The sequence below is a fragment of the Phaeobacter sp. JH204B genome (genome assembly GCF_048055755.1).
Classification (GTDB): domain Bacteria; phylum Pseudomonadota; class Alphaproteobacteria; order Rhodobacterales; family Rhodobacteraceae; genus Phaeobacter; species Phaeobacter bryozoorum.
Genome location: NZ_JAYMXF010000017.1, coordinates 82,985 through 101,420 on the forward strand (window position 1 = coordinate 82,985; position 18,436 = coordinate 101,420).

16 protein-coding genes are annotated in these 18,436 nt (G+C 59.9%); 7 read left to right on the forward strand and 9 right to left on the reverse strand.

Features of this window, described 5'->3' with window-relative positions; all coding sequences use genetic code 11:
* Nucleotides 1-65: 65 nt before the first annotated feature.
* Nucleotides 66-1,622, reverse strand: coding sequence for a cisplatin damage response ATP-dependent DNA ligase (locus tag VXL81_RS09090; protein WP_416553884.1), 1,557 nt, complete (start codon nucleotides 1,620-1,622; stop codon nucleotides 66-68).
* On the reverse strand, nucleotides 1,622-2,635 hold the full coding sequence (locus VXL81_RS09095) for a ligase-associated DNA damage response exonuclease (protein ID WP_416553886.1): 1,014 nt from the start codon (nucleotides 2,633-2,635) through the stop codon (nucleotides 1,622-1,624). The genes VXL81_RS09090 and VXL81_RS09095 overlap by 1 nt, the downstream gene beginning before the upstream one ends.
* A gap of 382 nt (nucleotides 2,636-3,017) precedes the next feature.
* Here VXL81_RS09095 and VXL81_RS09100 point away from each other — a divergent pair, with 382 nt between their 5' ends.
* The gene (locus VXL81_RS09100; RefSeq protein ID WP_416553887.1) at nucleotides 3,018-4,172 is read left to right on the forward strand and encodes an MATE family efflux transporter; all 1,155 of its coding nucleotides are present in this window, start codon (nucleotides 3,018-3,020) and stop codon (nucleotides 4,170-4,172) included.
* An 11-nt stretch (nucleotides 4,173-4,183) separates the two neighbouring features.
* Here VXL81_RS09100 and VXL81_RS09105 read toward each other — a convergent pair whose 3' ends face one another.
* On the reverse strand, nucleotides 4,184-5,161 hold the full coding sequence (locus VXL81_RS09105; protein WP_416553888.1) for a DNA topoisomerase IB: 978 nt from the start codon (nucleotides 5,159-5,161) through the stop codon (nucleotides 4,184-4,186).
* Nucleotides 5,162-5,237: 76 nt separating this feature from the next.
* Nucleotides 5,238-6,617 carry an NAD-dependent succinate-semialdehyde dehydrogenase gene (locus VXL81_RS09110; RefSeq protein ID WP_416553889.1) on the reverse strand — a complete coding sequence of 460 codons (1,380 nt, stop codon included), beginning with the start codon at nucleotides 6,615-6,617 and terminating at the stop codon, nucleotides 5,238-5,240.
* A 188-nt stretch (nucleotides 6,618-6,805) separates the two neighbouring features.
* Between VXL81_RS09110 and VXL81_RS09115 the strand changes: the two genes are divergently transcribed.
* Nucleotides 6,806-8,041, forward strand: a complete 1,236-nt coding sequence (locus VXL81_RS09115; protein WP_416535408.1) for a putative DNA modification/repair radical SAM protein — start codon at nucleotides 6,806-6,808, stop codon at nucleotides 8,039-8,041.
* Complete coding sequence (locus VXL81_RS09120) at nucleotides 8,041-9,489, forward strand: UdgX family uracil-DNA binding protein (RefSeq protein ID WP_416553891.1); 1,449 nt, start codon at nucleotides 8,041-8,043, stop codon at nucleotides 9,487-9,489. The genes VXL81_RS09115 and VXL81_RS09120 overlap by 1 nt, the downstream gene beginning before the upstream one ends.
* Here the strand turns inward: VXL81_RS09120 and VXL81_RS09125 are convergent.
* From VXL81_RS09125 to VXL81_RS09140, 4 genes are read right to left on the reverse strand one after another with little or no spacing between them, the layout of a single operon-like run.
* Nucleotides 9,486-9,719, reverse strand: coding sequence for a hypothetical protein (locus tag VXL81_RS09125; protein ID WP_416553893.1), 234 nt, complete (start codon nucleotides 9,717-9,719; stop codon nucleotides 9,486-9,488). The genes VXL81_RS09120 and VXL81_RS09125 overlap by 4 nt on opposite strands.
* Nucleotides 9,720-9,769: 50 nt before the next feature.
* Nucleotides 9,770-11,143: a polysaccharide biosynthesis/export family protein gene (locus tag VXL81_RS09130; protein ID WP_416553895.1), complete on the reverse strand. Its 1,374-nt coding sequence runs from the start codon at nucleotides 11,141-11,143 to the stop codon at nucleotides 9,770-9,772.
* A gap of 58 nt (nucleotides 11,144-11,201) precedes the next feature.
* Nucleotides 11,202-11,861, reverse strand: a complete 660-nt coding sequence (locus VXL81_RS09135; protein ID WP_416553897.1) for a YjbF family lipoprotein — start codon at nucleotides 11,859-11,861, stop codon at nucleotides 11,202-11,204.
* Nucleotides 11,858-13,987 (reverse strand): YjbH domain-containing protein, encoded by a 2,130-nt coding sequence (locus VXL81_RS09140; RefSeq protein WP_416553899.1) that lies wholly within the window; start codon nucleotides 13,985-13,987, stop codon nucleotides 11,858-11,860. Before VXL81_RS09140 ends, VXL81_RS09135 begins: the two co-directional genes overlap by 4 nt.
* Before the next feature lie 94 nt (nucleotides 13,988-14,081).
* Here VXL81_RS09140 and VXL81_RS09145 point away from each other — a divergent pair, with 94 nt between their 5' ends.
* From VXL81_RS09145 to VXL81_RS09155, 3 genes are all read left to right on the forward strand, one after another.
* Nucleotides 14,082-14,843 (forward strand): metallophosphoesterase, encoded by a 762-nt coding sequence (locus VXL81_RS09145; RefSeq protein ID WP_416553901.1) that lies wholly within the window; start codon nucleotides 14,082-14,084, stop codon nucleotides 14,841-14,843.
* A 75-nt stretch (nucleotides 14,844-14,918) separates the two neighbouring features.
* Complete coding sequence (locus tag VXL81_RS09150; protein WP_416553903.1) at nucleotides 14,919-15,230, forward strand: DUF3140 domain-containing protein; 312 nt, start codon at nucleotides 14,919-14,921, stop codon at nucleotides 15,228-15,230.
* Between the two features lie 50 nt (nucleotides 15,231-15,280).
* On the forward strand, nucleotides 15,281-15,934 hold the full coding sequence (locus VXL81_RS09155; protein WP_416539548.1) for an aspartate-semialdehyde dehydrogenase: 654 nt from the start codon (nucleotides 15,281-15,283) through the stop codon (nucleotides 15,932-15,934).
* Nucleotides 15,935-15,969: 35 nt separating this feature from the next.
* On the opposite strand, the gene VXL81_RS09160 is transcribed toward VXL81_RS09155, so the two are convergent.
* Complete coding sequence (locus VXL81_RS09160) at nucleotides 15,970-17,019, reverse strand: DUF418 domain-containing protein (RefSeq protein ID WP_416553905.1); 1,050 nt, start codon at nucleotides 17,017-17,019, stop codon at nucleotides 15,970-15,972.
* Nucleotides 17,020-17,349: 330 nt separating this feature from the next.
* Here VXL81_RS09160 and VXL81_RS09165 point away from each other — a divergent pair, with 330 nt between their 5' ends.
* Nucleotides 17,350-18,429: a calcium-binding protein gene (locus VXL81_RS09165; RefSeq protein WP_340547601.1), complete on the forward strand. Its 1,080-nt coding sequence runs from the start codon at nucleotides 17,350-17,352 to the stop codon at nucleotides 18,427-18,429.
* Nucleotides 18,430-18,436: the final 7 nt, after the last annotated feature.

Sequence of the window (18,436 nt, forward strand, 5' to 3'; positions counted from 1 at the left end):
CGCTTTCGTATGTAGGCGCCAACTGAGGGCGGCATCTGTGGCTATTCCGATTTGCTTATCTAGTCTTAAAGAAAGCTCCGAAGCTCCTCCAATGTTCCCGCTTCTAACGCTGGTTTATCGGTCCGAATGCGATTGATACGGGGAAACCGCATGGCCAGACCACTTTTGTGACGGCTGGATTCATTTAGACCTTCAAAGGCCACTTCCAGGACCAATTCGGGCTTCACCGCGCGGACTGGGCCGAACCGGTCCGTCGTGTTGTTGCGCACGAAGCGGTCCAGTTCCTTCAGCTCGGAATCGGTGAACCCGAAATAGGCTTTGCCGACGGGCACCAGCTTATCGCCGTCCCAGACGCCGAAGGTGAAATCGGAATAGTAGCCTGAGCGTTTGCCGTGGCCGCGCTGCGCATAGAGCATGACGGCATCGACCAGCATAGGATCGCGTTTCCATTTGAACCAGTTTCCGCGTTTGCGCCCCGCGATGTAGGCGCTGTCGCGCCGTTTGATCATGACGCCTTCGATTACGCCTTCGGGTGGGTTGGCGCGAAGAACTGCCAGATCCTCCCATGTGCCAAAGGTGAGCGGGTGAGAGATGTCGATACGCGGATCGTTCAGGTCCGCAACACAGCGATGCAGCCGGGCCTGGCGTTCATCCAATGTCCAAGATCGCAGATCTTCACCCTCCCAGAACAGCAGGTCGTAGGCGCGCAGCGCGGCGGGATGGCTTGCCAGCATGGTTTTGCCCACCTTCTTGCGACCAAGCCGTTTCTGTAAATCACCAAAGGGCGCGATGATGGTGTCGCGCTTAACCAGCAATTCGCCATCGAGCGTGCCGTTGAAGTTCAGCGCTTCAATGACGTCGGGAAAAGCGCCTGAGATATCCTCTCCGGTGCGTGAATAGAGCCGCCGGGTGCCGCCGTCATTCACGGCCTGCACGCGGATACCGTCCCATTTCCATTCTGCAATGAAGTCGCGGGGAGAGAGGCTGGAAAGGTCGTTCAGATCTGTACCTGTGGACAGCATAACCGGTCGGAACGGCGCGGCGGCAAGGCTTTTTGGTTTGTCACCCCCTTCGAGCCAGGAAAACAGTGGCAGGTAGGGCGGCGTCAGCCCATGCCAGAGCTCCTCGATTTCCGCGACATCGACCTCGCCATATTGTGCCAGGGCGTTGCGGGCCAGTCGGGCGGACACGCCAACGCGCAGCCCGCCGGTGGCCAGCTTCAGGTAGGCATAGCGCTGCGACGGTGTCATCTGCGACAGGCGGCGGATGATCAGTGCCGGAAGCTGGGCCTTTGCGGTTTCGGACAGCTCCGTTACCGCCTCGGTCAAGGACAGATATGCCTCGCCGTCTGAGCGCGGCCAGATCAGGGCGACGGTCTCCGCCAGATCGCCCACGAAATCATAGGAGAGGCGGAAAAGTTCTGGGTCAGTCTCTTCCGCCACCAGACCGCGCAACAGCGAAGGCGTCACATTGCGGAGTGATAGATCACCCGTAATCGCTGCGAGTGCATATCCGCGTTCAGGGTCCGGCATGGCTTGAAAGGCATGGAGCAGATGCGCCGTCTTACCGTTGCGAGACGGGGTAAAGGCGAGCTGCTCCAGAAGGTCTGCGAAGGCTTGCATCAATCTGCCTCCTCCTCATAGCCGACCAGCCGCAGGGGACGGGCGGCAATCTGGTTCAGCTCACACCAGCGAACCAAAGCATCCTCGCGGCCATGGGTCACCCAGACCTGTTTCGGGGCGAGTTCCCTGATGGTTCGGGTGAGATCTGGCCAGTCGACATGGTCGCTCAGTATCAATGGCAGCTCCACGCCGCGCTGCCGCGCGCGGGCGCGGACCTGCATCCAGCCACTGGCAAAGCAGATCACCGGATCAGGAAACCGCTGCGCCCAGGCCGCGGCAAAGGCCGAAGGAGGGCCGAGGATTATCTGCCCCTTAAAGGCGGCCTTGCCCTCCTTGGTGGTGGCCGGGCGCAATTCGCCGAGATCAATGCCCTGGGCGATGTGGTAGTCGCACAGGCGCTGAAGTGCGCCATGGATATAGATCGGCCGATCCCAGCCTGCCTGGCGCAACAACGCAATGACACGCTGCGCTTTGCCGAGCGCATAGGCACCCACAAGATGGCATCGCTCCGGCTGAGCAGCAACGGAGCGGAGCAGTTTTTCGATCTCGGACCGGGGGTCCGGGTGATTGAACACTGGCAGCCCAAAGGTGGCTTCGGTCACGAAAACATCGCATGGCGCGAGCTGAAACGGTGCACAGGCAGGGTTATCGACCCGCGCGTAGTCGCCGGAGACGGTAATGGCCGTGTTGCCGTCCTCCACGGTAATTTGACAGGAGCCAAGGACATGGCCGGCCGGTGTGAATGTCGCGCCGACACCCGCGATCGTCGTGCGATCATCGACTGGAACCGATGTGTCGCAAAACGCGTCGCCATAGCGGATCGCCATGATGTCCAATGTCTGCGGGCTGGCCCAGACCGTGCCATGCCCCGCGCGGGCATGGTCAGCATGGCCGTGGGTGATCAGCGCGCGGGGCACCGGGCGGACCGGATCAATGTAGAAATCACCAGCAGGACAATAAAGCCCATCGGGGCGCGGATGCAGCAGCTCTTCCGGTAGGCGTGGTGCATTCACGGCGCAGGATCCTTCATATTACTTCTAGGCGGTGTTCCAGGAAAGTTAAGCCAAACAGGGGTTTGGGCAAGGGGAGACCGTGCCGACGCTGGCGAGCCGACGTCTTGCCATCCAGTGTGGAACCATCAAGAGGCTCAGGCGTTTTGCCTGCTATGGCGCAGTTTCCTGCGCTGCCGCTATTACCCAACCCGAGGAGAAGGCCCGTGGCGCAGAAGGATTTAACACAGGGCACTGTTTCGCGCGCTCTTGCTGCGGTCTCCGCTCCAATGTCCTTGGGGATTTTGGGCGTGTTGAGCGTTGGACTGGCAGACGCGTATTTCCTCGGGCAGCTGGGGGAGGCTCCGCTGGCGGCCGCCGGTTCATTTACCCGGTGACCACGGCGGTGACGTCTTTGTCCATCGGCCTGTCCGCTGGAGCCAATGCGGCGATTTCCCAGAGCCTGGGCCGGGGCGACAGCGAGGCAGAGACCAACAGGCTCTCGGTGCATGCGATTGTTCTGGGTATGGTTGTGGCGGTGCTGGTCGCGATCCTGTTTTATCTAGGTGCTGCCTCGCTGTTCTCTCTCATGGGAGCAGGGGGCGCCGTCTTGGACGAGGCGCAATCCTATGTGCCATTCTGGGCCCTGTCGTTTCCTTTTCTGGTCGGCATGGCGCTGTTGAATGCGGTGTTTCGGGCCCATGGCGACGGGGCAACCTCGGCGGTGATCATGCTGGTTGCTGCGGTGCTCAATATCGCGCTGGACCCGATCCTGATCTACGGACTCGGTCCTGTGCCTGAGATGTCCACGGCGGGCGCGGCGCTTGCGACGGCTCTGGCGCGCGTCCTGACCTTGGTGGGAGCCTTCACTTATGCGCTGCGGATTGGCGTTATTCGTCCTCCGCAGGAATTCGCCGATGGCATTGTCAGCTCAATACGCGAAGTCGTCAGGGTCGGACTGCCGGCGGCCTTCTCCAATGCGATCAACCCCGCCGGTATGGCGATGGTCACCGCAGCTGCTGCCACGCTGGGCGATACGGTTGTGGCTGGGCTGGGGGCGGCTCAGCGTGTGCAGTCGGTCGCGCTGGTACCCCTGCTGGCCCTTTCTGCGGGCATCGGACCGGTCGTCGGTCAGAACTGGGGTGCAGATGAACGGGATCGTGCGCGGCTGGCGGTCTGGCGGTCCTGGCAATTCTGTATCGGTTACGGCTTGGCTGTCGCGCTTCTCCTGACGGTTCTGGCGCCTTCAATCGCCGGGCTGATCGCCTCGGACGAGGGAGCGGCGCAGAAGACCGCGCAATATCTCCGCGTCGTCAGCTGGAGTTTTCTGGGCTACGGCGTCCTGGTGACAGCAAATGCCGCGATGAATGCCCGGTCCAAGGCGCTCTGGTCCATGGGGCTGAGCTTGATGCGGATCTTTGCGGTCTATGTGCCGCTGGCCTGGCTGGGGGTCTGGCTGTTCGGCTATGCCGGAATTCTGGGCGCTGCGGTCATTGCGAATCTGGCGGCTGTGGCGGGCGCTTATTATGTCGGCCGCAAGACGGGGCTCGTGGGTCAGTGAGGGCAGCCCGATCAGTTTGTCGTCAGTAGTTCGAGTAGTCTGCCTTCACCCATGCGAAGTCCGTCGATACCATGCCGGGTGAGCGATTTGAGCCGTGCGGTGCGCGTGTCGTCGGGCAGTTCGGCCAATGCGATGACCTTTGGGTGAATGTAGCTGTTGCGCGCCATGGTCGGTGTATTGTGCAGCCGCTCCGCCGCTGCCTCCGCCATGGCTGAAATCGTGAGCTTGGGGGCATGCAGCGCCGTGCGAAAGGCTGCATGGGTCCCGTTCCAAGTGCGCAGCGTTTTGGCGGAGACGCCGTCACCGCAAAGGTTGGTCAGAACCTCCTGTACCTGCTCTGACCGGACGGCGCGTACGCTGCCACCATCATCGAGCCAAGAGATGAGTTCGCGTCCGGGCAGGTCCTGTGAACGCTCCAATATGCGTTGCAGGGCCGCGCCCCGGATCGACTTCTCAACTGTCTTGCCGCCTTTTGCGGTATAGCGCAGATGTATCGACTGACCGGAGAACTCGATGTGCCGTTGGCGCAGGGTCGTGGCGCCGTAACTGCCGTTGTCCTCTGTGTACTGCGGGTTCCCGATCCTGAGCGAGCCGCGATCCATCAGGGCAAGGACAGCAGCGACCGCCGTTTCCTCCTCGCCTATGGTGCCGCTCAGCCTGTCGCTGATCCACCTGCGCAACTGCGGCAGGCTCTCGGCGAAACTGACCAAATTGTCGAATTTCTGTTCTGCCCGCAACAACTGCCACGCGGGATGGTAGCGATATTGCTTGCGATTGCGCGCGTCGCGCCCGGTGGCCTGCAGGTGACCATTTGCCAATGGGCAGAGCCAGACATCCGTATAGGCAGGGGGCACGCCAAGCCCGTTGAGCCGGTCCACTTCGGTACGGTCCCCGATGTGGCTGCCATCAGGCATATGATAGGAAAACCCGCGACCGCGACGTCGGCGCGAGATCCCGGGCTGATCATCCTTGCAATAGACCAGTTTCATCAGGTCGATCCACGTTTGGCGGGGCTGCGGACCCGCAATGTGCGGGCCGCCCGTCGTGCAGGCGGCCCGAGTGGCGTCAGCTCATCACCATGACGGATTTTGCATTCACAAATTCCTTCATGCCAAAGCCTCCATGTTCGCGGCCATAGCCGGAGTCCTTGACGCCGCCGAAAGGCATGTTGGGGATTGCCAGGCCAAATCCGTTGATGAAGATCATGCCGGTGTCGAAATGATCGCGGGCGAGGGCAATCGCCTTGTCCGTATCTTTGGTCATGATGCCACCGCCGAGACCAAATCGGCTGTCGTTGGCAATGCGCATCGCATCCTCTGCGTCCTTGGCGCGGATCAGTGCGGCCACCGGGCCGAAGAGTTCGTCGTCATAGGCAGGCTGGCCCGGGGTCACGTTTTCCAGAACGGTCGCCGGATAGTAGAAACCCTTGCCCTCTGGCATTTCGCCGCCGCAGAGGATCTTGGCACCACCTGCGACACTGTCCTTGACCTGCTGATGGAGGTCATCGCGCAGATCTTTCCGTGCCATCGGTCCAATGTCGGCATCGTCACCCATCGGGTCGCCCGGGGTCACGTCTTTCATGGCGGCAACATAGGCGTCGCGGAATTCGTCGTAAATTGCGTCGACGACGACGAAGCGCTTGGCAGCAATACAGGTTTCGCCATTGTTATAGGTCCGCCCCTGCACGCAGGTCTGGACGGCTGCGTCGATGTCCGCATCTTCCAGGACGATGTAGGCATCGTTGGATCCCAGTTCCAGCACGGTCTTTTTTACCGCTTCGGCCGCCTTTGCGCCCACTTTGCGGCCGGCGCCATCGCTGCCGGTCAGTGTTACGCCGCGCACCAGGTTGTGGCTGATCAGCGCGTCCGACTGATCGTGGGAAATCACCAGAGCCTGGAACAGGTCCTTTGGCAGGCCCGCGCTTTCGTAGATCTCTTGCAGCATCTGGCCCGAGCCGGTCACGTTGGAGGCGTGTTTCAGAAGTACGCCGTTACCGGCGATCAAGCTCGCGATTGAGTAGCGCACCACCTGGTAGGCTGGAAAATTCCAGGGCTGGATGCCGTAGACGACACCAATGGGGGAATAGAAGATATGCCCTGTCTTGCCACCTTGGATATCGCGCTCTTCAGGGGCGAATGCCGAGGGGGCCTCTCCTGCACTGTAGTCGCAGATGGCCGCGCAGAGCTCGACTTCCTGATGGCTCTGTTTCAGCAGCTTGCCCATTTCTTTCGTCATCAGTTCGGCAAGCTCATCCTTGCGCTCACGCAGGGCGGCCCCGATGGCTTTGATGACCTTCGCGCGCTCTTCTACCGGGGTCTGGCGCCAGCTGAGAAAGGCCTCATGGCAGCTTTGTACTGCAGTTTCCATCGCCTCGTCGCTCAGCAGGGAATAGCTGTTGAGGGTTTCTCCAGTGGTTGGGTTCACGGTTTGAATGGTGTCGGACATGGTTGACCTTTCTCTCTGACGGCAGGAGGGGAGTTCTTTGCCTATGGCTTGCAAGATCAACGTGGCTTGGTGGTTTGGGTTCCCGTCAATCGCCAGGACGTGAGGTCGCGGTTGTCTTTTGCTGGTTTGACCTAAGGTGCGCCGCTGGTTGGATTGCCTTCTTTGTGGTGGGAACATATACAGAACATATGACTCGACAAACGCTGGATCAAAAGCTCGCTATCCTCAGCGACGCCGCAAAATATGATGCGTCCTGTGCGTCTTCGGGATCGACAAAACGTGACTCCCGCGATGGGAAGGGCTTGGGCTCGAATGAGGGTACGGGCATCTGCCATGCCTACACGCCGGATGGTCGCTGCATCAGCCTGCTGAAGATCCTGATGACCAACTTTTGCATTTACGACTGCACCTACTGCGTGAACCGGGTGTCGTCCAATGTGCCGCGCGCGCGGTTTTCTGTCGATGAGGTTGTAAAGCTGACGATAGAATTCTACCGACGCAACTATATAGAAGGTCTGTTTCTGTCCTCCGGTATCATCCGGTCCCCGGATGCGACGATGTCAGATATGGTGCAGATCGCGCGAAAGCTGCGGCATGAGGAGAATTTTCGCGGATATATTCATCTCAAGACCATTCCCGATGCTGCCCCTGAATTGATTGCCGAAGCTGGGCTTCTGGCGGATCGGCTGTCGATCAATGTCGAGATGCCAAGCGATGCCGCCGTGCGTGAACATGCGCCGGAGAAAGATCCCGGCCAGATCCGCAAGGCGATGGGAGACGTCCGGATGCGCGCTGATGCAGCCAGGGAGGCGAGCTATACGGGCAGGCGTCCGCCGCGATTTGCGCCCGCAGGTCAGTCGACGCAGATGATCATAGGGGCGGATGGGTCAAATGATGCGACGGTGCTGGGGCAATCGACCCGGCTTTATGCAAGCTACAAATTGAAGCGCGTGTATTATTCCGCGTTTTCGCCCATCCCCGACAGTTCGGCCAAGCTGCCGCTGATCTCGCCACCGTTGCAGCGTGAACACCGGTTGTATCAGGCCGATTGGCTGCTGCGGTTTTATGATTTTCAGCTCGATGAGATCACATCGGTCACGCCGGATGGAAATCTGGATTTGCAGGTCGATCCCAAGCTGGCCTGGGCGCTGGCACATCGCGAGATCTTTCCGGTGGATGTGAACCGGGCCAGCCGGGAACTGCTGCTGCGGGTTCCGGGGTTCGGGGTCAAAACGGTCACGCGGATCCTCAGCACGCGACGGCATCGGATGCTGCGATACGAAGATCTGGTTCGTATCGGGGCCTCGATGAAGAAGGCGCGTGCCTTTGTCGTTGCTGGCGGGTGGACACCGGGCGGTTTGACCGACAGCGCGGATTTGCGGGCCCGGTTTCTGCCGCCGCCGGAACAATTGGCCCTGTTTTGATGTATCATGCCGAGATGCCCCTGATCGGGACGGCAGTGGCCTGGCGTCGGGCGGCGCGAGGGTTTCTGGCGCAGAATATCCCACCTGACGCCATCCTGTGGAACAATGAATGCGCCGCGCCTGATCTATTCGCCTCAGAGGCGCGACCGCCTTCAGGCGGAGAGGTCCAGGTCCCGCGCAGCTTTGTTACCCTCGCCGATAAGGTTGTCTGGCATAGTGATCCGAACCGGTTTGCCCGGCTTTACGAGTTTCTCTGGCGCCTGCGCAGTGAACGCGGGTTGATGAGCGATCGGGCTGACGCGGATCTGGCGCGATTGCGCCAGATGGAAAAATCGGTGTCGCGCTGTCAGCACAAGATGAAGGCCTTTGTGCGGTTTCGGGAGTTGGGTGCCGCTGACGCGCCGCGCCGATCTTTTGCGGCGTGGTTTGAGCCGACACATCACACGGTGGAGCCGACCGCTACATTCTTTGCCCGCCGCTTTGCCGATATGGACTGGCGTATTCTGACACCTGACGTGTCGGCCATATTCGAGGGTGGGCAACTCAGGTTTGAACCGGGGCAGCCAAGGCCCGACCTGCCGGAGGATGCGAGCGAGGCGCTGTGGATCACTTATTTCCGCAATATATTCAATCCGGCACGGTTGAAGGTGCAGGCGATGCAATCGGAAATGCCCAAGAAGTATTGGCAGAACATGCCGGAGGCCGTCGCTATTCCTGACCTGATCGCCTCGGCCCCGGCGCGGGCGCGGGCGATGGCTGAGGCGGCGCCAACTCTGCCACCGTTGCGGGCTGTGCGGGTACAGGCCCGACTACCTGCGGCCAACCCTGTCTGGCAAGGAGCAGCTGGGGGTCTGCCGGAGGCCATCAACAGCTGCACGCGCTGCCCGCTCCACCGGTCGGCCACGCAGGCGGTGCCCGGTGAAGGGCCGACAGATGCCGCGTTGATGATCGTCGGCGAACAGCCCGGTGATCACGAGGATCTGGCGGGGCGTCCATTTGTTGGCCCCGCCGGGCAACTGTTCGACCAATTGGCCGCGGAGGCCGGCCTGCCGCGACAGGCAGCCTACGTCACCAATGCGGTCAAACATTTCAAATTCACGCCAAGAGGGCGCAGGCGGATACATCAGCGGCCCGATGGATCGGAGATCCAGCACTGCAAGATCTGGCTCCGGGCCGAGCTGGAACAGGTCCGGCCGCGGTTGGTCCTCGCGCTTGGTGCCACCGCGACGCAGGCTTTGTTGGGATCAGGTGCGGACATTCTGCGGCGGCGTGGAACCATCGAACATCGCGCCGACGGCATGCCGGTATTGATCACCTTGCATCCATCGTATCTGTTGCGGAGCCCAGATCCTGAGCAGCGCAGCCGTCACACCGAGAGCCTATGCGCGGACCTTCGCCTGGCTGCCGATTGGTTGCGCATAGATACGGTGAAGCATCGGCGCGACTAATCCGTACTGGTCGTGCTGGTCGAGCCGGAGGCCGCAAGTCCCGCCACCAAGGCAAGCCCCAGCAGGCCCATAGCAGGTGCGATCATTGGGGCAAACTGGCCCACGACCGGCTCAACGAGCAGCAGACATTCGTCCTCTTCCGCATCCCGTTCATCCTCGCACTCTAGCTGATCATCGTCCTGCTTAACGGTCTGAGCAGCACCGGGTGCCCCGAGCAAAGACAGGACCATCAAAGTGATGATCATGAGGCGGGTGACCGGTCCTGTCGATGTCAGGCCGGTCAATTGACTGCTGCCGCAACAGGTGTGGTGATCAGCGACGGGGTGATCTGGCGCAGGGTGCGACCCCATTTTGTGACCGGGTTTTCGGCCACAAAGATCACGTCATCCGGGCGCAGCTGAAATTTTGTCGCGAGTGTCAGATTGGCGGCGCTGCTGGCATTCAGATGCCAGGCGGTAACCGCGCCGAACTCGCGCGGATCGCTGGAGGCGCGCAGCACATAGACCTGCGAGACGTCACCGGTTTCGCGGGCTATTCCACCGCCCGCATCATAGAGTGCATCGGCCAGCGTGGCCTGACGCTCATACGGCAGGGGGTATCGTGTCTGATTGTCGACCTCCCCGGTCAGATAGACGTAATCGCGACCATTGGCACCCAGCGCCTCGCGGGCTTCGAAGGTGCTGCGTTGCTCGGCATTATCACTGCGGCGGAGGGTGATCGCGGTGTTCAGCTCGCTCAGCTCCTGTGCGCGGGCAGCCAGAGTTGTCTGCTTCAGGCGAATTTGCTGTTCAAAGAAGCGTTCGGCCCGGTTTAGGTTGAAGTCCGTGTCGACAAATACCGCATCGCCGGAGACAAGACGGATGTTCTGCAGGTCGGGGCTGGCATAGAAATCCGTCAGCGGGATCTGGTAGAGGTCGCCGTCGCGGTAAATCCTCACCGAGCTGACATCAATATCTGGGACGGACACGCTGCCTGCGGCGGCAAGGGCTTCGCTGAGGTAGAGCGGCGTCAATGTGATCGGCAGCACGCCAGGTTTGCCGACGGCACCGCCAACCGAAACGCGGCGTGAATTGAACTCGGCGATCTCAAGGCTGAATGTCGGATCGAATTGCGCTTCGACCAGTTTCTGAAACAGCAGCTCTTCGGCATCTTCGATGGTCAGCCCGCCGATGCGGATGCGGCCGACGTCGGGTATATTGACAGAGCCATCATCCTGCACGGTATAGCCGTTGCGGCTGTTTTGCGCGGCAAGCAGGCCGGTGAGCTGCTCAAGCGTGTTGCGCGTGGACGGTGTCGCCAGCATCACGACATCACCAACCCCGATCTGATAGGGCATCTGCGGTACGGAAGGGGGGGGCTTCAGGGCGAGGCGTTGATTGCGCGCACCTTCCTGAGTTGAGGGTGCCTCAGGCAGGCGGCCCGCCCCGCGGCCAACCAGGCCCGCGCCGGTTCCCGCTGATCGTGCATAGGCATCCGGAAGGGATTGCGGCGCATAAGGCGCGCGGTTGGCCTGGATCACGGTTTCGCCATTCAGCGGAACCACACGCACCTGCGTGCCATCCCCGGCGCCGGGGATAACGTCAGAGCTGCGGTAGATGGTCGAGCATCCTGCCAGCGCAATTGTGGCGCAGCAGATCATAGAAATCAGGCGCAAGGTCTTTCCTCCGGTCGGGGTGGGGTGGTGTTGGTCGGATGCGATAGGGGTGTGCGGATCATGGCGTTCCCCGCAGTCGCGTTGTCAAATTGCCGATAAACGGCCCGGTCCACTGGCGGCTTTGGATCAACCTGTTGTCTGATGACCGCAGCCAATAGAGGTTCAGGAACCGCTGCTCAGGGTTTTGGCAGTTTTCGACCATCAGACGGCTCGCAATCTGCTGGTCGCCAATGGTCAGGGTGCGGGGGCCGCGATCCTTGATTTCGCAGTGATATGTCCGGGTCTCAATCTGGTCGTTTCCGGTCAGATAGCTGTGAAAGCGCAGCGCCGGACCTTCTGCACGTGCAAAAATCCGTCCACGGGATTGATCCTGTTCAACGGCCATAAGGCCGATACCGAAGCCACGGGTTGCGTGCAGCAGACCCCGGTCGGTTTGCAGGCTGGCGCCGTCCGAGGACAGCCAGGTCACCAGACCCGCCCGCTCCGTCTCCCGAAGCATCACGCCGCTTCTTCCTGTCTGGAGAAATCCAACCTGCATCTGTTCTGCGCCAGCCTCGGCCAGCTCCGCGACGTGAGGTATGGCAGAGGAGAGACCGCCCTGCCGCAGCTGCTGAAGGGTCAGGATCTCACGCTCGTCATTTGTGCAGGCTGCGAGGATCAGGCAGCCAATAGCAGCGCTGCTGATGACCAGGTGGTGGAGCTGTCGGGTGATCGTCATCTGGAGTAACGCCCCCATTGTGCGGCAAGCGCGCGCCCACGGCTGTCGCGCACTTTTTCATAGAGACGTGTCTGCAGGTTGAGCCGCGCGCCGCCATCGCGCAGCACGGGGCGGATAACCTGCGTGATACTCTGCCGCGACGGTTTGCCGGTGAGCCAGGCAACGGGCACCTCAACACGGATGCCCTTGTCAAAGGAGCCTTCGCCGAAATCCTCGGAGGATGTATCGGTCAGCGTTGCAAAGGCCCCAACCTTGAAACCGTTGTTGAATTCACGGTCGATGGTGACGGTGGTGCCCCAGTCACCAGCCAGATACCGGCCCATATCGACCTGAACATGATAGTCGGCGCGCGTTTTGTAATAGACCGAGGCATGACCGGTCACGACGTCGTAGTCCTGAAATCCGAACTGGACGTCGAAATCGCGTTGCCGGACATAATTAAGCTCGGCTCCTAACGCCAGGCTGCTGCCAACGGGGAACCACAACACCTCTGCCGATATGCCGCCAAACATCTGCTCGAGATAGCCTGCAGTGACGCGCGCAAACAGATCCTGGTGCGGGCGCCAGACGTAATCGGCTGTCAGATGGCTGAGGCGCAGATCGGATTCCGACGCATAGCGGGCCCAGTCCGAGCGGACCCGCGGCAAGACCGAATTTGACGGGCGGGCGGAGGCGTCGAGATTGCCGATCACCGGTTGGCGCAGCTGTCCGGCAAAGGTCAGGCCGGGCGCAGGTTGATAGGCGGCTCGCAGTTCCGCCCCGACTTCGTAGCGCAGCGGCTCATCTGGATCAAAGAAAGACAGCTGCGTGTAAGGCCCGAAGCGATAGGTGAACCGAGGGAAGGCGTCGATGCCAGCGCTGTTGGGGATCGGCTCTGGGGCGTCTTCGATATCGGCACGGGCAAGGCTGCGCCAGGCGCCATCCAGATCGCCTTCCAGCTCGTAGAGGTCGTTCCGCTGCGTGGTGACGCGGGTCGTGGGCAGGCCGTTCTCGGCGAGCGTGACCTCAAACTGTTGCAGATGCGGAGGCAGGGTATTTGCCATAACGCGATTGGTCCGACCGACAGCCTGCGCGGAGGCGCCGTAGCGCATGTTCTCCACCGTGATCCGCGCTTGGCTGCCCACGCGTTCGAAGCCGAGCAGCCGGATGCCCTCGGACTCAAGCTGGGATTGCAGCACGCCGTAGAGCCGGGCAGGCTCGGCGGATCCGGTTTCGCCCTGGGCGAGGTTCCAGCTGGCCAGGGCGACCTGTTCTTCCGGTTTCAGCGCAGGCGCGGCGGCTCCCTGACCGCCGGGAGCAGCGGCGCGGCGCGGATCAAACGCATAGCTCAGCTGAACGGCGAGGGCCGATCCGTTGAGATAAGAGCCGCCCAAAGTGACTCCGTTGTCGAAGCGGTAGGATGCGCCGATGTTGACAGGTGAACGGATGTCATTCAGCCCACGTTGAGCTTCGGCTGAATAGGTGTCGGAGGAATATTCGGCGGTCAGCGACCAATGCGGAGTTACATCCCAGCGCAGACCGCCAAACAATGCGGCGTCGCCGCGGAACCAATTGCCAAAGTCCAGTTGTCCGGTTGTGGATATGCCGCCGGCGTTTGAGTCTTGTCGTGTATCAAACCGCCCATCGAGTGCCGTCAGTGGATTGCGCTGCCCGCCGCGCCCGGCAAGCCGACCCCAGCCAATCCCGCCGGTGACGGTCAGATCGGGAGTGACATGTTTTGTGGCCACGAGGTATTCGCTGGCGTAGACGCCGGTCCCGCCGAAATCCCGCAGGCCAAGGGCGATAGCCGGTCCCGCCGCTGTTTCATCGCGCAGTTGAAAATGGATATCAAAGCTGCGGTCATACCGGCTAAGGTCGACGCCGGCGTCGAAACCGCGCAGAAAGCTATAGCGAAAACTGCCGTAAATATTCGGCAACATCTGAAACGTCAGGGTGTTGCGGCTGGTGTTCTCGAAGTTTGAGGTGGTCAGCGCGATGGTTCCGTCGGGCAGAACCTCTGCGGTCGGCATATCGACCAATCCGGGCGTTCCATATGTCGATAGTGTCTGGGCCGGAGCCTGAATGGCACCCAGCGGGCCGCTGAGCGTACCCAGGCAGCCAATCATAAGAATTGCGTGTCCCCGCATTCCCACCCAGCCTCGTCGTGCCCACCTTTTTCGGCGGTGCTTCTTCACACTGCTCCCAACCCCGCCTAACACTAGACCAGCAGATTTGCCGGTTATGACAGCATCAGGCCCCCAGGGAGCAGCGATTATGTTCAAAAGGTTAATTACCGGAATTCGGCGAAAACCACAAGATTTTGCAGCTCTCAATCCAGAATTGCGTTTTTATGTTATCGGCGATGTTCACGGATGCGACGATCTGCTGGCCCGCCTTCTGGAGCAGCTTGATCCGGCGCTGCCTCTGGTCTGCCTGGGCGATTACATCGACCGAGGCGAACAGAGCGCCGCAGTTCTGCGCCGTCTCATGAACCGGCCGGATACAACTGCCCTGATGGGAAACCATGAAGCCATGCTGCTGGATTTTCTGATCGACCCGGTTGCACATGCCGCAATCTGGCTGCGCAATGGCGGGCTGCAAACGCTTGCGAGTTTTGGTGTCACCGGCATATCGGAGCATTCATCGGCCGCCAGCTTGGAGCAGGGAGCAGCTGCGCTGCGCGCAGCGATGGGTCCAGAGATGATCGCTTGGGTAGAGGGTCTGCCCACCTGTTGCCAATCCGGTAATATATTCATGGCCCATGCCGGTGCGGATCCGGGCGCTCCTGTGTCAGAACAATTCCGGCAACAGCTGCTATGGGGTTGCCCAGATGCCCGCAAGGGACGCCGCAAGGATGATATTTGGGTTGTTCATGGCCATTGGATCGTCACTGAGCCTACTGTTGCCGACGGTCGGATCGCCTTGGATACTGGTGCCTTCGCAACCGGGCGGCTGACAGCTGCTGAAATCGATCGCTGCACAGTCAGGTTTATCTCCACCTGAGGCGGGCTGTACCGGCCATCGGAACGAAACCGGCTCTTGCGCGTTTCTCATCGAGCGGATCTGGGAGAATGGGTCATGTCATCCAAAAGCAAAGCCGAAATCTGGGACCAGTGGAACACAGCCGTCAATATGACGCCTGCTGAATTGGAGAGCTGGCTGGAGACCGAAGAGAGCAAATCGGTTGGCGACAGTGACAACGGCGAGTCGACGGGACATGCGTCTGGACGTCGGATCGTCAAGATCAAACGCACGAACAAGGATGACCTGAGTCAGGAAGACTATGAACACATGGCTAAGGTTGTTGGCTATGTTAGGCGACATTGCGCCCAGGGCGGACCCGAGGACGACATTGAAAACAGCCGGTGGCGATACTCGCTGATGAACTGAGGGCATGATCCGTTGAAATCCGATGGGTGTTCCTGACATAGGAGAGGCCAATGACCACAGCGAAGAAAAACGACCCTGAACTCTGGGAAGAAGTGAAAGAAGACCTCACCAAAAGCGGCAAGGGCGGCGAACCGGGGGAATGGTCGGCCCGCAAGGCACAGCTGGCCGTCCAGGAATACAAGCGCCGTGGTGGTACCTATGCCGAAGATGGTCCCGATCAGGAAGATACTGACCTCAATCAATGGAGCGAGGAGGACTGGGGGACCAAATCCGGGGCCGATAGCAGCGAGACCGGAGAGCGATATCTGCCAAAAGAGGTGAGGATGATCCTGACCGAAAAAGAATACCGGCGCTCGACCCGAAAGAAGCAGAGCGATACCCGCGATGGCCAGGAACAATTCTCCGACCAACCAGAGGATGTGCAGGAGAAGGTCGCGCGTATCAAGGAAAGTGGCCCAACCTATGACATGCTCTATGAGCGGGCACAGGATCTTGATATCGCAGGTCGCTCGGATATGGACAAGGATGCCTTGATGATGGCGATCCGCGTGGCAACGGATGAGAACGGGCGCGCCAAGGGCAGCAAGGCTGCCTTGAACGCCCATACGAAGGCGGAGCTTTATGAACGGGCGCAGGATCAGGGGATCTCGGGGCGCTCCGACATGTCCAAAGCCGATCTGGTCGATGCGCTTGCCAAATCGTAGGCGCTGCTTCTGGCAGGCGTTGTTGGTGTCGTCGGCTACCCGGCCAATCTGCGCATAGCCATCTCGACCGGGCCATGTTTGGCGTAGCGTGACCAGAGATATGCGTAAACCGTCGCGGCAGCGCAAAAAACAAGGGCTGCTGACACGGCCGTTTCGGGGGATTGGCCGCCCAATAGACCCATCTCTTCCAGGATGCCCATACCGATCAGAATATGAGCCAGATAGAGCGTCAGTGTCTGGCGCCCAGCTGGCGCAAGTGCCTGCATCACGCCAATGCGGGTTAGAATTGGTGCAAGCAGGAGACAGCCACCGATCACCACACATGCGGTGGAAAGACCAGCCACCATATAGAGCGGCATAGGAGGAATTGGCAGTGTCGTCGCCAAATCGGCCAGGTCAGGGTCGACTTGGCGCAGGCTTTGGACGGCGATGGCGCTCGTCTTTTCAACTGCGGCGTAGGTGATGGCTCCGAAGAAGACCAGATAGATCTGGAACCGCCGGTTTTGCAGCGGCATTCTGGACAGAAGAACGCCAGCCAGGAGAAACGCCAGCCACGGCACGACGGGGTGCCAGCCGTTGAAAAACAAATGGCGCAGGAAACCACGGATCGTCCAGAGATCGGCATAGGAGTAGAGCTGCCAGTCCCAGCCGGTGTCGTAGTCCAGGACGAGGATCATTGCCGGAAACATCAGGATCAGCATCACGATGAGCCAGGCGAGGCGCACTGTGGACGCACCGAGTAAGACCGCTCCGAAAAAGAAATATACCGCATAATAGTGCAGGATATCTGCCTCAAAGATCAGCATGTTCACCATCCCCAAGCTAAGCAGAAATGCAGCACGCTTTAACGTCGTCGCAGTGATGCTGGCGGTTGCTCTCCTTGCCGCCAGACCAAGCCCGACACCGGCAAGAACGACAAAGCAGGCCGCCGCGCGCCCTTCAAGCGCCGTACTGAGCAGCGCAACGAGGCCGCTGCCCCCCTCAGCCCCCATGGCAATCTTGAAATTCACGATGACCATTCCGACGAAGGCAAAATAGCGCGCAAGATCTAGGCCTTGCAGACGGGCGGTGGATGAAGGTTGCATTCCAAGTCCGTAATTGAATGAACGTACGTTCACTAACTGGGCCGTGCGAGCCAAGCTTTCAACCCCGGCAGGCAATTCTTCACTGATTAGCTCAGATGAGGTATCAGAATTGCTTCGCCCGGGATCGGTCACCACAGGCGGTAGGCCGGATAGATGCGATGCCCAAAAGGATGTGATGAGCGCGATACGGGTGAAACGCGCGTATATCGATCCTTGACTAAAATTTTCGAGGCATCTTATCATGTGAACCATCGCGAACTTATGCTGAGTTTGCGATATATTGACCGGTTGGGGTCGCGTTTTTTTGCGATACTGGAGTGATGAGTAAAGATGCCGAACGCAGTATTGAATGATATTCTGGAACTGGAAGAGTGGCTCGAGTACGTTGGTGGTACGCTCGCCTATAGTGGTAATGCCGATTTGCTTGCAGCATTCAACGCAAGCAATGTGACGCAGCTGACTGTTGGAGAATTTCTAATTATCATCGACGCGGCCGAGCAGGCGATTTTGTCGATCAACTGGCAGGATCTGATCAATCAGATCGCGGAGCTGCTAAACACGCCATTTATCTCTGACCAGCTTACGGCCGCAGAAAAACAGGCCATTCTTGACGCTGTGGCGATGATTGAACCCTCGGATATTACCGAGGGGTTTGACCTGTTGCGCGCCGAGTTTGCAGGCATCAATAGCGGGACTCTTGTTGTAGATGCTATGAATATCGCGGGCGGTGAAACGCCCGTTGGAACTGAAGCCGATGATATCCTCACCGGTACTATCGGCAGCGATGAGGTCGCTCTGTCGGCTGGCGATGATGTCTTCATCGCGGGGCAGGGAGATATCGGTGACGACACTATCCGTGGCGGGTCCGGTGATGATACGATCAACGGAGGATCCGGCCAGGATGTTCTATTCGGTGGTAGCGGAGCAGATCTGCTGCGCGGTGGTTGGGGGTCGGACCTGCTTAAGGGCGGACGTCAGGCGGATGTTCTGAACGGTGCGCAAGGCCATGATACGATATACGGTGAAGGCGGTGCCGACAGGCTGGATGGTGGATCGGGTAACGATCGGCTGGTAGGCGGTTCTGGCCATGATACCATATTGGGTGGAGCAGGTATCGATCGGTTGTTCGGCGGCAATGGAAACGATCTTTTGATCGGTGGCGCGCAAGCGGATTACTTCATTTTCCGTGGTAATTTTGGCGATGATACGGTCCGTGATTTTGCTGCGGGAAGTGATGCAGAAAAAATTGATCTGCGAGCTGTCGTCGAAATTTCGGATCTCTCGGATCTTCGTGACAACCATCTGACGCAGGACGGCAATAACGCCGTGATTGCGGATGGTCTTGGGAACACGATCACCCTTCTCGGGGTCGATATCGGCGACCTCGATGCCGGTGATTTTATATTCTGACAATATG

Excerpts from the sequence above, each read along its gene's own strand:
- VXL81_RS09090 (WP_416553884.1), bottom strand. The coding sequence starts at position 1,622 with ATGCAAGCCTTCGCAGACCTTCTGGAGCAGCTCGCCTTTACCCCGTCT.
- VXL81_RS09105 (WP_416553888.1), bottom strand. The coding sequence starts at position 5,161 with ATGAAACTGGTCTATTGCAAGGATGATCAGCCCGGGATCTCGCGCCGA.
- VXL81_RS09110 (WP_416553889.1), bottom strand. The coding sequence starts at position 6,617 with ATGTCCGACACCATTCAAACCGTGAACCCAACCACTGGAGAAACCCTC.
- VXL81_RS09115 (WP_416535408.1), top strand. The coding sequence starts at position 6,806 with ATGACTCGACAAACGCTGGATCAAAAGCTCGCTATCCTCAGCGACGCC.
- VXL81_RS09120 (WP_416553891.1), top strand. The coding sequence starts at position 8,041 with ATGTATCATGCCGAGATGCCCCTGATCGGGACGGCAGTGGCCTGGCGT.
- VXL81_RS09125 (WP_416553893.1), bottom strand. The coding sequence starts at position 9,719 with ATGGTCCTGTCTTTGCTCGGGGCACCCGGTGCTGCTCAGACCGTTAAG.
- VXL81_RS09135 (WP_416553897.1), bottom strand. The coding sequence starts at position 11,861 with ATGACGATCACCCGACAGCTCCACCACCTGGTCATCAGCAGCGCTGCT.
- VXL81_RS09140 (WP_416553899.1), bottom strand. The coding sequence starts at position 13,987 with ATGCGGGGACACGCAATTCTTATGATTGGCTGCCTGGGTACGCTCAGC.
- VXL81_RS09145 (WP_416553901.1), top strand. The coding sequence starts at position 14,082 with ATGACAGCATCAGGCCCCCAGGGAGCAGCGATTATGTTCAAAAGGTTA.
- VXL81_RS09150 (WP_416553903.1), top strand. The coding sequence starts at position 14,919 with ATGTCATCCAAAAGCAAAGCCGAAATCTGGGACCAGTGGAACACAGCC.
- VXL81_RS09155 (WP_416539548.1), top strand. The coding sequence starts at position 15,281 with ATGACCACAGCGAAGAAAAACGACCCTGAACTCTGGGAAGAAGTGAAA.
- VXL81_RS09160 (WP_416553905.1), bottom strand. The coding sequence starts at position 17,019 with ATGCAACCTTCATCCACCGCCCGTCTGCAAGGCCTAGATCTTGCGCGC.
- VXL81_RS09165 (WP_340547601.1), top strand. The coding sequence starts at position 17,350 with ATGCCGAACGCAGTATTGAATGATATTCTGGAACTGGAAGAGTGGCTC.